Source organism: Stenotrophomonas sp. SPM, assembly GCF_003105135.1.
Classification (GTDB): Bacteria; Pseudomonadota; Gammaproteobacteria; order Xanthomonadales; family Xanthomonadaceae; genus Stenotrophomonas.
Genome location: NZ_QETL01000112.1, coordinates 1 through 11,875 on the forward strand (window position 1 = coordinate 1; position 11,875 = coordinate 11,875).

An 11,875-nucleotide genomic window follows, 5' to 3' on the forward strand; every position below is an offset into this window, starting at 1 on the left:
ACAAGAGCAGTGGACGCAGGGCGGTAGCGCCGGGCCATGCCCGGCGAGCGAAGCGGTGTGAATCAGACGTCGCGTGGTAGCGCCGGGCCATGCCCGGCGAGCGAAGCGGCCAGCTCCTCCAGCCCCTCCCGATACGTCGCAAACTTCGGCGCCCACGCCAGCGCTTCGCGCGTACCGCAGCTGTCGACGCGCTTGCTGCTGGCGTAGAAGCGCCGCAGCGTTGCGCTCACCGCCGGGTCATCCCAGGCCACTGCCGGTGGCAGCGCGAACCCACCGAGCCGTGCGGCATAGGCCAGCACATCCTGCGGTGGCGCCGGTTCGTCATCGGCAGGCAAGTACAGGCCATCCCGCGTGGGCCGCTGCATCGCCGCGATGACCACCGCCGACAGATCCTCCACATGCAGCCGGTTGAACACCAGCCCGGGCCGTACGACATGGCGCGCGCGGCGCTCGGCCAACTGCAGCAGCGCATTGCGGCCAGGGCCATACAGGCCCGGCAGACGGAACACCGCCGAGGCGATACCACGCGCGTCGGCCAGGGCCCGCCACTGCGTTTCGGCCAGGCGGCGCTGCACGCCAGCGGTTTCGCTGGCATCGGCCTCGCTGTTCTCGTCCACCCAGCCACCGCCACGATCTGCATAGACCGAAGTCGAGGATAGATAGCCCACCCAACGCAGCGCCATACTGGCCTGCAGCGCAGGCAGCAGCTGGCGCAGTGCAGGGTCGCCCTGTGCATCCGGCGGCACGCTGCACAGCACCGCCTGCGCCTGTGCGATGGCCTCCAGCAACGCCACTGACGGCGCGGCATCGGCATGCAGGCGGTGCCGCTGCAGTCCATCGTCGGCTGTCGACGACGGATCGCGCACCGTGCCCGACACCTGTACGCCACGCGCCTGCAGCTGCGCGGCGAGTACGCGCCCACTCCAGCCCAGGCCGAGGATCAGCACCGGCGACGGCAGTGGCGCGGGCGATGCCATCACGCGCTGCGCTGCGACTGGTAGGCCTGCAGGCTGCTGTAGGCGACCTGCAGCAGCAGCGCTTCCTGCTCGGCCTTGCGTGCGCGCACCAGCATGTCACCGACGATGTGCGCCGCTTCCACCTGCTGGCCGGCTTCCAGATCGCGCAGCATCGAGGCTTTCAGTGCAGAACCGGCCTGGCTCAGGGTGCCGCGCGCGGTATCCTGCGCGGCCTGCGGCACCGGCTCACCGGCCGCCTCGGCTACGGCCAGGCACTCGTCGTACAGGCCGCGCACGATGGCCTCGCCATCATCGGTGGCGACGATCGTGCCGATGTCCGCGCGCAGCAGGCAGGTAGCCGCTGCGAGCGCGGTCAGGAAGGTGTACTTGATCCACTGCTCCTGGCCGATCTGCTCGCTGGCCAGGTGGTCCAGGTTGGCATGCGCACAGGCAGCGGCGAAGGCACGCACGCGGTCGGAGATCGCACCACCGTCGCGCTCGCCGAAGGTCAGCTTGGCGGGCTTGCCCAGGTGCAGCACCGCGCCGTCGGGCGCCTTGGTGGCGCTGATGAAGCACAGGCCGCCGAGCACGGCCTCACGGCCGAAGCGTGCATCCAGCGCGCCGTAGTGGTGCAGGCCGTTGAGAATGGGCAGCACGCTGGTGTGGGCGCCCACCGCCGGTGCGATCGCATCGATCGAACTGTCCAGGTCGTAGGCCTTGCAGCTGAGGATGACCAGGTCGAAGGGCTGCTGCGCGGCAAGCGCGGGCAGGGCATCGGCAGTGACGTGCTGTACCGGGAAGCTGGCGTCGCCTACGGGGCTGCGGATGACCAGGCCATCGCGGTCCAGCTGGCTGGCGCGGGTCGGGCGGACCAGGAAGGTCACGTCCACGCCGGCCTGCGCGAGGCGGCCGCCGAAGTAACCGCCGGTACCACCGGCGCCGAGAATCAGGATGCGCATTGCACGTTCACCGTTTTCCGGGGGAGTGTTCGACCCCCGATTGTGCCGGAGATTGCAGGCAAAAAAAGAGCCGAGCATAGGCTATGCCGGTCGTCCTGACCGGCACCCTTCGGGCCGTCGCACGCAACGTTGGCAGCGGCTCCTGCCGCTGCCTTCGGCTCTACAGGTTTACGCCTCATCCACGCATGGCGTGGATCTACTGGCCACCCCGCCATCCCACGGAATGCAAGCATTTGACGTTGATGTTGAGCAGGTGCAGGGCCGCAGGCCCTGCAGGCAGCCCTCAGCTGCGCATGCCCACGCCACGGCGCAGCAGCCACAGCGCCAGCGCCGTCAGCACCACCACGAAGCCGAGCATCAGCGCATAGGCCACCCACACCGGCACGTCGCTGCTGCCCAGCAGGCCGTAGCGGAACGCATTGACCATGTAGAAGATCGGGTTGGCGTGCGTGGCCGCCTCGGCCCAGCCCGGCAGCAGCTTCACCGAATAGAACACGCCGCCCAGGTAGGTCAGCGGGGTCAGGATGAAGGTCGGCACGATCGCCACGTCATCGAACTTCTTGGCGTACACCGCGTTGATGAAGCCGGCCAGCGAGAAGATCGTCGCGCCCAGGATCACCGTGGTCAGCGTCACCAGCGGGTGCGGGATGCGCACCGGGGTGAAGAACATGGCGATGATGAGCACGATGACGCCCACCATCAGGCCGCGCAGCACCGCACCGGCCACGTAGCCCCACAGGATCACCCAGTTCGGCATCGGGCTCACCAGCAGTTCTTCCACGTGGCGGCCGAACTTGGCGCCGAAGAACGAGGAGCTGATGTTTCCGTAGCTGTTCTGGATCACGCTCATCATCACCAGGCCCGGCACGATGAACTGCATGTAGCTGTAACCGCCCATGTCACCCACGCGCGAACCGATCAGGCCGCCGAAGATGAGGAAGTACAGGGTCATGGTGATCGCCGGCGGCACCAGGGTCTGGCCCCAGATGCGCAGGATGCGCGCCACTTCGCGGCGCACGATGGTCATCAGGGCAATGCGGTTGCGCTGGGCGTCGGTGATCGGCGCAGCGGGCGTATTCGGGGTGCCGCTCATGCGGAGGTCTCCTGGTTGCCGGTGAGGCGCACGAACAGTTCCTCCAGGCGGTTGCTCTTGGTACGCATCGAACGCACGCGGATGCCGGACGCGTTCAACGTGGCGAACACGCGGTTGAGGTCCATGGCGCGCGGCATGTCGATGTCCAGCGTGTGCGCATCCGGCGCGGTGAGGGTCGCGCCCTCGATCATCGGCAGCTGCGCGGGCAGGTCACCATCGATGTCCAGCAGGAAGCCTTCCACATCGAGTTTGGCCAGCAGGGTACGCATCGGGCCCTGGGTGACGATCTGGCCGTGGTTGATGATGGCCAGGTTGCGGCACAGGTACTCGGCCTCTTCCAGGTAGTGGGTGGTGAGGATGATCGTGGTGCCGGCGGCATTGATCTCCTTCAGCACCCGCCACATGTCGCGGCGGATCTCGATGTCCACGCCGGCGGTCGGCTCGTCGAGGATCAGCAGGCGCGGGCGGGTCATCATCGCGCGGGCGATCATCAGGCGGCGCTTCATGCCACCGGACAGGGTGCGGCTCATCACCTGCGCCTTTTCCCACAGGTGCGCGCGCTTCAGTTCCTCTTCGGCGCGCTTCTCCGCTTCCTCGCGGGCCACGCCATAGAAACCGGCGTAGTTGACCAGGATGTCGAAGGGCTTCTCGAACAGGTTGAAGTTGATTTCCTGCGGCACCAGGCCGATCAGGCGCATGGTGGCGCTGCGGTTGCGCACCAGGTCGCTGCCGAACACTTCCACCTGGCCCTCGCTGAGGTTGACCAGGGAGCTGATGATGCCGATCAGGGTGGACTTGCCAGCGCCGTTGGGGCCGAGCAGGGCGAAGAAATCGCCCGGGGCGACCTCCAGGGAAACCCCTTTCAGGGCCTGGGTGCCGTTGTCATAGGTCTTGCGCAGGTCGCGCACGCGCAGGGCGGGCGCCGTATCGTTCAGGGAAGCCAAGCTCGAAGCCTTCGCGCCCATGGGCTGGCGCTGGAGAGGGGCGGGGAGGGGCTATTATAGAAGACCCCGAGGGCTTGCCCCGGCTACACACTGTCCCGAAAAGTCGTGCCTGTCCAATTCCCCATCAAGCTGGTCGGCCGCCGCATGCTGGCGCCCACCGTCGGCCACTACCAGTTCGTGCGTGATGACGGCCAGCCGCTGGATTTCCAGCCCGGCCAGTTCATCCAGGTCCATTTCAGCTACGCCGATGGCACCGAAACCAAGCGCAGCTACTCGCTGGCGACCCTCCATGACCACGCGCTGGGCCCGGGCGAGGCGGTGGATATCGCCGTCAGCTTCGTGCCCGGTGGTGCCGCCACGGCCCTGTTCGAGGCGCTGGACCTCGGCGGCCAGGTCAGTGCGTCCGGCCCGTACGGCCGCTTCTGCCTGAACCCCGGCGACCACAATGCCCGCTACCTGCTGATCGCCACCGGCACCGGCGTTACCCCGTACCGGTCGATGCTGCCGCTGCTGGAAACGGCCATGGCCGAGCGCGGCGTGCAGGTGGTCCTGCTGCAGGGCGCGCGCAGCCCGGGCGAACTGCTGTACAGCGAAGATTTCTACAGCTTCGCCGAAAAGCACCCGAACTTCCGTTATGTGCCGTGCCTGTCGCGCGAACTGCCGGCCGACCCGCACCCGGACGTGCGCCACGGCTACGTGCAGCAGGCCCTGGCAGGCTTCACGCCGGACCCGGCCACCGACATCGCCTACCTGTGCGGCAACCCGGACATGGTCGATGCCTGCGCCGAGGCGCTGAAGGAAGCCGGGCTCGGCAACCCGCAGATCCGCCGCGAGAAGTACGTCAGCAGCAAGTAGGCCGGCCACGGGCGCGATAGTGCCGGCCGCTGGCCGGCACCTCACGTTCCCGAAGCGGCACGTTGCCCAGGGTGCAGAACGCTTCGAGGTCCGACCAGCGCAGCCCGTCGCCGGCCTTCCAGCCATCGCGGGTGACATAGAACTTCCACTCGCGGGTGGCATGCGGCGCCGGGGCCAGGAACTCGAAGGTGTAGCGACCGCTGGCATCGGCGCGGATCAATGATGCCGTCCAGTCGCTGCGGTCCAGGTCCAGGCCGCGGTACTTGCTGTTGCCGCCGCTGCACAGCTGGCCATCGGGCACGACCGCCTGATGGTTGCCATTGGCGTTGGCCTGGTTGATGCCGGCCCAGTCGTAGAACGGCTGCGCCCCCCCAAGGCCTTGGCGGCGGCGCAGGCGGGGTTGGTCGGAATCTCCTGATTGCCCTGGTAACAGGCGTAGATACGGCTCATCGGCTTGGACAGCGTGCCGTGCGCCTGCGCGCTGCCGGGCAGGAAGATCCCTGCGGACAGCGTCGCGGCGACGGCGAGCAGGAGGCGTGTCTGCATGGGGTGCGTCCCTGGACGTGTGGAAGAGGGGGCAGTCTCCACACCTGTTGCAGCCACCACCATGCAACGATTCCTAAAAGTGCACGAGTGCAAACGCGTTAACCGTTTTCATGCGATGCGTGCCGCAGACCACGCGCGCATCCGGCCGCTTGAATTCGCGCCCGCAACAGCGGTTTCGCCAGAACGCGCTAGGATGCAGGCATTGCCCGGCACGCATGGACCGCATGTCCCTGGACCTTCCCACCATCGGTGTACTTGGCCTGCTGCTGTGCATCGGCATCGCAACGGGCTTTTCGCTGCTGCTGGTGGCGCTGCGCGGGCAGCCGGTGCTGCGTTTGTGGACGGCCAGCCTGTGGCTGCTGACCCTGGGCGTGATCCTGATGGGGCTGCGCCCCTGGCTGCCGCAGGTGCCGGCCATCCTCGGCGGCAATGCGGCCATGGCGGCCTCGAGCGTACTGATGCTGCGCGGCATGGCCCTGCACCTCGGCCAGCCGATGCCGCTGTGGCGCTCGCTGGGCCTGGTCGCTGCCTTCATGGCCGGCATCTTCCTGTTCCTGGTGGCATGGCCCAGCCTGGAGGTGCGCCTGCACGTGTTCAGCGTGTTCGCGATCATCATCAACAGCTGGATCGCTGTTCTGCTGCTGCGCCATGCGCCGCCGGCACAGCGCATCAGCTGCTGGCTGGCAGCGGCGGTGTTCCTCGCCGAAGCGGTGGTCTACGTCGTGCGCCTGTTCCTGCCGCCAGATGCCGATGCGGGCGGGGACATCATGCGTGTGGGCTCGCCGATGTTCCTCACCTACCTGGCCGGGATAATGCTGGAACTGGCGCGCTGCTTTGCGCTGGTCCTGCTGCTGCTCGAACGCCTGCTGGTGGACCTGCGCCGCGCCGCCCGTACCGATGGCCTCACCGGCCTGCTCAACCGCAGCGCGGTGCTGGCCGACGGGGCCGACCAGCTGCAGCAGGTGCGCCGCCTGCAGCGCCCGCTGGCGGTGCTGCTGCTGGACGTGGACCACTTCAAGGCGATCAATGACCGCTGGGGGCATCTTTCAGGCGACCAGGTGCTGCAGCATTTCACCGGCGTGCTGGAGCACTGCGCACGCGGCCACGTGCACCTGCTCAGTCGCTATGGCGGCGAGGAGTTCCTGTTGCTGCTGCCCGGCAGTGCCGGCGAAGCGGAGCGACTGGCCACGGTCATCCGTCATGCACTGCAGCAACGGCCGGCGCCGCTGGGTACCGGCCCGGTGGCGGTGACCGCCAGCATCGGCCTGGCCATGGATGATGGTCATAGCGACCTGGCTGGGCTGATCGCCCGCGCCGATGCCGCGCTGTACCGGGCCAAGGCCGAAGGCCGCGACCGGCTGGTGGCGGCTGCCGAAACGGCCTAGCGCGATTGCCCATCGCCGCCAGCGCCGGGGCCGTGTAAGTTTGTTCGAAAGTGGGTCACATCTGCCGCGGCGCTGCGTCGTGGTCGACAGGAACGTCCTCCAGGGGAATCAAGCACGATGCAAAAACACCATTTCCGACTGGCCAGGCGATCGGCCAGCATGCTGTTTGCCGGCGCGATACTTGCCGGCTGTAGTGCAACGGCTCCCGGTGCCGCCGACGGCAATGACACGCCAAGCCAGCGCTACGGGGCGATCGAGTTCCGTCCGTGCACGCTGACCACGGTCGGCGCCAGCGCCAACGTCGAAGCCCAGTGTGGCAAGCTGCAGGTGCCCGAAGACCGCGCCCATCCCGAGGGCCGCAAGATCGACCTGCGCATCGCCTGGCTGGAATCGGATGACAGCGGCAACGGCCAGCCGGATCCCGTGTTCTTCCTCGCCGGCGGCCCCGGCCAGGCGGCCAGCGAAGTGGCAGTCATCGTCGATACGGCCCTGCGCCAGGTGCGCAAGCAGCGTGACGTGTTCCTGATCGACCAGCGTGGCACCGGCGGCTCCAATCCGCTCAGCTGCCTGGGCGCGGACGGCAAGGCGCTGCAGATGGACGAGGACGCGGCGCCGAGTGAGGCGCTGCTGCGCGACTACGCACAGCAGTGCGCGGCATCGCTGCAGGGGCGCGCCGATGCGCGCTTCTACACCACCGCCGAGGCCATCGCCGATCTGGATGCGGTGCGCCAGGCGCTGGGCGCGGACAAACTGAACCTGGTTGGCGGCTCCTACGGCACCCGCGTGGCCCAGCGTTACGCGATCGCCTACCCGCAGCACACCCGCAGCCTGGTCATCGACGGCGTTGTGCCCAACGATCTGGTCGTCGGCGGCGAGTTCGCCAACACCTTCGACAACGCCATCACCCTGCAGTCCGCGCAGTGCCGCAAGGATGCCGCGTGCAGCAAGCGCTTCCCGGTCGATACCCGCACCCAGCTGCGCAGCGTGGTTGACACCCTGCGCCGCGCACCGGTCACCGTCGATTACCGCGACCCGGGCACCAACGCGCCGCGGCAGGATGTGCTGTCCCCGGACAGTGTGGTCGGCCTGGCCTTCGCCTTCTCCTACGTGCCCGAGTATTCCTCGCTGCTGCCGCTGGTGCTGGATGAAGCCGCACAGGGCCGCTATGCGCCGCTGGCTTCGCTGGCACGCGGCGCGACCCGCACCATGGATTTCCAGATCAACCGTGGCATGCAGTGGTCGGTCATCTGCAGCGAGGATGCACCGCGCTACCAGGCACCGGCCACCAGCGACGATCATCTGTTCGGCCCGGAGGCGGCGCGTGCGTTCTTCGCCGCCTGTCCGGTGTGGCCGCACCAGCCGGCTGCGGCCACGCTCACTGCACCGCTGAAAAGCGACCTGCCGGTGCTGCTGCTGTCCGGCGAGCTGGATCCGGTCACCCCGCCGCGCTACGCCGAACAGGTGCTCAACGGCCTGCCCAACGGCCGCGCACTGGTCGCCCGCGGCCAGGGCCACGGCACCCTCACCGCCGGCTGCATGCCGCGCCTGCTGGGCCAGTTCATCGATGCCAACGATGCCAAGGCGCTCGACGCCAGCTGCCTGGACACGCTGAGCCACGTGCCGGCGTTCACCTCGTTCAACGGATGGACCCCATGATCGTCGCCGACAACCTGCACAAGGCCTTCGACACCCGCACCGGTCGCGTCCAGGCGGTGGCCAACGTCGGCTTCCGCGCCGCCGATGGCCAGATCACCGGACTGCTCGGCCCCAACGGCGCCGGCAAGACCACCACCATGCGCATGCTGTACACGCTGATGACGCCCGACCAGGGCAGCATCACCGTCGATGGCATCGATGCCGCCCGCGATCCGATCGAGGTGCGCCGCCACCTGGGCGTGCTGCCCGATGCGCGCGGTGTCTACAAGCGCCTGACCGCGCGCGAGAACATCACCTACTTCGGCGAACTGCACGGCCTGTCGGCGCAGCGCATCCGCGAACGCATCGAAGTGCTGTCGCACGCGCTGGACATGGCCGACATCCTCGACCGCCAGACCGATGGCTTCTCGCAGGGCCAGCGCACCAAGACCGCCATCGCCCGCGCGCTGGTGCACGACCCGCGCAACGTCATCCTCGACGAACCCACCAACGGCCTCGACGTGATGACCACCCGCGCGCTGCGCCGGTTCCTGCTGGGCCTGCGCGAGGAAGGCCGCTGCGTGATCCTGTCCAGCCACATCATGCAGGAGGTGGGTGCGCTGTGTGACCACATCGTCATCATCGCCAAGGGCACCGTGATGGCCGCAGGCAGTGCCGATGAACTGCGCGCGCAGGCCGGCGAAACCAACCTGGAAGATGCGTTCGTGAAACTGATCGGCAGCGAAGAGGGCCTGCACGCATGAGCATGATGTCGACCCTGATGACGGTGATGCGCAAGGAACTGCGCGACCTCTCGCGTGACCGCCGCACCCTGGCGCTGACCCTGCTGTTCGGCCCGCTGCTGTACCCGTTGCTGATCCTGGGCATGGGCAAGCTGTCGGAAAGCCGCTTCCGCACGCAGATCGAACAGCCGCTGGACATCCCCACGATCGGTGCCGAGCACGCCCCGAACCTGGTCCGCTTCCTTGCCGCGCAGGGCCTGAACGCGACTGCGGCACCGGATGACCTGGCCGAGGCGATCCGCGCCCAGGACATCGACGTGGCGCTGCGCATCAGCGCCGATTTCGGCAAGGACTGGGCCGACGGCAAGCCGGCGCTGGTGGAAGTGATCCGCGACAGCACGCGGCGTGCCGCCGAGGTGCCCACGGCGCGCCTGCAGGCGGCGCTGTCCACCTACAACGGGCAGGTGGGGGCGCTGCGCCTGATGGCTCGTGGCGTCGATGCGCAGGTCGCACGACCGCTCGACATGGCCACCCAGGACATGGCCAGTACCGAAGCCAAGCGCGGCATGATGCTGTCGATGCTGCTGCCGGTGCTGCTGACCCTGACCTCGTTCATCGGTGGCGCGTACCTGGTGATGGACACCACCGCCGGCGAACGTGAGCGGCAATCGCTGGAGCCGTTGCTGGCCACGCCGGGCTCGCGCAGCGCGATCGTCAGCGGCAAGATCGGCGCCGCCTGCGTGGTCGGGTTCGTGTCGCTGCTGCTGACACTGGTCGCGTTCAAGGTCAGCGCCCAGTTCGCCTCGGGCAACGTCGGCCGGCAGCTCAACATGAACATCCTCTCGATGGTGCAGATGCTGCTGGTGATGCTGCCGATGCTGCTGATCGGCACCTCACTGCTGACCTACCTGTCGGCTGCGGCCAAGAGCATGAAGGAAGCCCAGAGCCACATGACCTGGCTGGTGCTGCTGCCGATGCTGCCGGGCTATGCGCTGATGGCCTACCCGGTGAAGAGCCAGCTGTGGCAGTACGCCGTGCCGTTCCTGTCGCAGAACCAGATGCTGCTGAAGGTGATCCGCCACGAAGTGATCACCCCGACCATCTGGGCGGTCTACCTGGGCGCCAGCCTCGGCCTAGCCGCCATCCTGTGGTTCGCCGCCGTGCGCCGCTACCACCAGGAGCGCCTGGCCATTTCCGGCTGAAAAAAGGGGATGGGCAAACGCTAGCGCCGGGTCACGCCCGGCGGATGTGCAGCGAGGCCCGGTCATACCGGGCCTCGTTGTTTTTCGATCCGCCATGACGGGCTTCACCGCACGCCATACCGCGCCGGCGTCACCCCCATCTCGCGCTTGAACACGGCAATGAACGCACTGGGTGTGTCATAGCCCATCGACAACGCGACTTCGATGACTGTTTCCCCTGCCAGCAGACGCGGCAGCGCCAGAAGCACCCGAAGGCGCTGCCGCCACTGGCCCAGCGTCATGCCTGTTTCGGCCAGCCAATGGCGGGCCAGGCTGCGGCCGGACAGCGCACTGGCAAGCGCCCAGTCTTCAACGCTGCGGTTGTCATGCGGTGCGCGCGCCAGTGCGGCGGCAATGCACCGCAAGCGACGGTCGCGCGGTTGCGGCAGCGCAAGCGGCAGGGGAGTGCTGCTGCCAATCTCGTCGGCAATCACGCCCGCCAGTCTCAGCTGCGCATCCTCCAGAGCGCCATGCGGCCACTGCAGGGCGCGCGGTACAGCCGCCTGCAGCAGCACGCTGGGCTGGAATACACGCGGCGCAGCTGGCAATGCGATGCAGGCCGCAGTACTGAAGTACAGGCTCCAACCATCGAAGGCACCGATGCTGGCCAGAGCGTGCGGCAGATCAGGCGGCACCCAGGCGACGTACCCGGCAGGCAACAGCCAGTGATGGTTATCCACTTCAATGCGCAGCAGACCGTTGTGTGCACCCAGCAACTGTCCGCGTGCGTGCCGGTGCCGCGCGGTGCGGCGTGGTCCCGTCGTTGCCAGCTGCGCGCCCAGCAGGCACGGCCCGCTGCCAGCGTCAGCCAGTGCGGGTTCGATCAAGGGTGTCGGGGTTGGCTGGTCTGCCATATCAATTGGCAGTTATACGGCAGAACAGTCATCCCGCAAGCCTGACACTGGGCGTCCATCCCGGAGAGCACTTCCCATGAAACCGCAGGACATCCTTCCCGACCAGCAGAACGACGTGCAGGTGAACGGGCTGACCGTGCGCAAGGGCAGCGTCGGCGCCTTCCTCGCCAGCGTCCGCGACTGGCAGGATCCGACAGGCAGCGATGCCACCCGTGCTGCCGCCGAGACCGATCTGCGCAGCGTGTTGCCGGCATTGCACGCGCTCGGCCTCTTCCAGGTGCTGACGGCGCGTGATCCGGCGCTGCAGCAGCTGATCGACGGCGAGCACTGAAACAAACAAGGCCCGGATCGCTCCGGGCCTTGTGAGGGCGTCTCGCCAGGCATGGCCCGGCGCTACCGTGGCTCTGGTCAGCCGCCCGGCGCGAACACCAGGGTGCGGCGGGTGGTGACCGGGGCGCTCACTGGTTCGAAGCGCCAGCGCTTCACGGCGTTCAGCGCTTCGCGGTCGAAGACGCGCGACGGCGTCGCACGCAGCACGCGGGCGTTGGTCACCGAGCCGTCGGTACCGACGGTGATTTCCATCAGCACTTCGCCCGAGGTGCCCGAGCGCAGGGCCTCGGCCGGGTAGCGCGGGGCCGGGGTGCTGACCGGGCGCAGGGTCGGT

12 protein-coding genes and 1 pseudogene are annotated in these 11,875 nt (G+C 68.0%); 6 read left to right on the forward strand and 7 right to left on the reverse strand.

Annotated elements, in window-relative coordinates; translation table 11 throughout:
* Nucleotides 1-62: 62 nt before the first annotated feature.
* The 4 genes from DCO49_RS17200 to DCO49_RS17215 all read right to left on the reverse strand — a co-directional run bounded on the left by DCO49_RS17200 (nucleotide 63) and on the right by DCO49_RS17215 (nucleotide 3,973).
* A complete protein-coding gene (locus DCO49_RS17200; RefSeq protein WP_116865036.1) occupies nucleotides 63-977 on the reverse strand; it encodes an NAD-dependent epimerase/dehydratase family protein in 915 nt (304 codons plus the stop codon).
* Complete coding sequence (panE, locus tag DCO49_RS17205; protein ID WP_116865037.1) at nucleotides 977-1,915, reverse strand: 2-dehydropantoate 2-reductase; 939 nt, start codon at nucleotides 1,913-1,915, stop codon at nucleotides 977-979. Before panE ends, DCO49_RS17200 begins: the two co-directional genes overlap by 1 nt.
* A gap of 283 nt (nucleotides 1,916-2,198) precedes the next feature.
* Nucleotides 2,199-3,008: an ABC transporter permease gene (locus DCO49_RS17210; RefSeq protein ID WP_116865038.1), complete on the reverse strand. Its 810-nt coding sequence runs from the start codon at nucleotides 3,006-3,008 to the stop codon at nucleotides 2,199-2,201.
* Nucleotides 3,005-3,973: an ABC transporter ATP-binding protein gene (locus tag DCO49_RS17215; protein WP_165835748.1), complete on the reverse strand. Its 969-nt coding sequence runs from the start codon at nucleotides 3,971-3,973 to the stop codon at nucleotides 3,005-3,007. Before DCO49_RS17215 ends, DCO49_RS17210 begins: the two co-directional genes overlap by 4 nt.
* An 84-nt stretch (nucleotides 3,974-4,057) precedes the next feature.
* Here DCO49_RS17215 and DCO49_RS17220 point away from each other — a divergent pair, with 84 nt between their 5' ends.
* Nucleotides 4,058-4,807: a ferredoxin--NADP reductase gene (locus DCO49_RS17220; RefSeq protein WP_116865040.1), complete on the forward strand. Its 750-nt coding sequence runs from the start codon at nucleotides 4,058-4,060 to the stop codon at nucleotides 4,805-4,807.
* Between the two features lie 52 nt (nucleotides 4,808-4,859).
* Here the strand turns inward: DCO49_RS17220 and DCO49_RS17225 are convergent.
* Nucleotides 4,860-5,353: pseudogene (locus DCO49_RS17225) on the reverse strand (lytic polysaccharide monooxygenase auxiliary activity family 9 protein); the annotation flags it as partial.
* 224 nt (nucleotides 5,354-5,577) lie between these two features.
* Here DCO49_RS17225 and DCO49_RS17230 point away from each other — a divergent pair.
* The 4 genes from DCO49_RS17230 to DCO49_RS17245 all read left to right on the forward strand — a co-directional run bounded on the left by DCO49_RS17230 (nucleotide 5,578) and on the right by DCO49_RS17245 (nucleotide 10,318).
* Nucleotides 5,578-6,738 carry a GGDEF domain-containing protein gene (locus tag DCO49_RS17230; protein ID WP_243402766.1) on the forward strand — a complete coding sequence of 387 codons (1,161 nt, stop codon included), beginning with the start codon at nucleotides 5,578-5,580 and terminating at the stop codon, nucleotides 6,736-6,738.
* 117 nt (nucleotides 6,739-6,855) lie between these two features.
* Nucleotides 6,856-8,394, forward strand: a complete 1,539-nt coding sequence (locus DCO49_RS17235) for an alpha/beta hydrolase (RefSeq protein ID WP_116865041.1) — start codon at nucleotides 6,856-6,858, stop codon at nucleotides 8,392-8,394.
* Nucleotides 8,391-9,137: an ATP-binding cassette domain-containing protein gene (locus tag DCO49_RS17240; protein ID WP_108766759.1), complete on the forward strand. Its 747-nt coding sequence runs from the start codon at nucleotides 8,391-8,393 to the stop codon at nucleotides 9,135-9,137. Before DCO49_RS17235 ends, DCO49_RS17240 begins: the two co-directional genes overlap by 4 nt.
* Nucleotides 9,134-10,318 carry an ABC transporter permease gene (locus tag DCO49_RS17245; RefSeq protein WP_116865042.1) on the forward strand — a complete coding sequence of 395 codons (1,185 nt, stop codon included), beginning with the start codon at nucleotides 9,134-9,136 and terminating at the stop codon, nucleotides 10,316-10,318. The genes DCO49_RS17240 and DCO49_RS17245 overlap by 4 nt, the downstream gene beginning before the upstream one ends.
* A 104-nt stretch (nucleotides 10,319-10,422) precedes the next feature.
* Here DCO49_RS17245 and DCO49_RS17250 read toward each other — a convergent pair whose 3' ends face one another.
* Nucleotides 10,423-11,211 (reverse strand): helix-turn-helix transcriptional regulator, encoded by a 789-nt coding sequence (locus DCO49_RS17250; RefSeq protein ID WP_116865043.1) that lies wholly within the window; start codon nucleotides 11,209-11,211, stop codon nucleotides 10,423-10,425.
* A 76-nt stretch (nucleotides 11,212-11,287) separates the two neighbouring features.
* On the opposite strand from DCO49_RS17250, the gene DCO49_RS17255 reads away from it, so the two are divergent.
* Entirely contained in the window at nucleotides 11,288-11,542 is a 255-nt protein-coding gene (locus DCO49_RS17255; protein WP_116865044.1) for a hypothetical protein, read from the forward strand.
* Nucleotides 11,543-11,619: 77 nt separating this feature from the next.
* Here the strand turns inward: DCO49_RS17255 and DCO49_RS17260 are convergent.
* Nucleotides 11,620-11,875 (reverse strand): energy transducer TonB (locus DCO49_RS17260; RefSeq protein WP_133249445.1); only part of this gene is annotated, 256 nt, incomplete at its 5' end.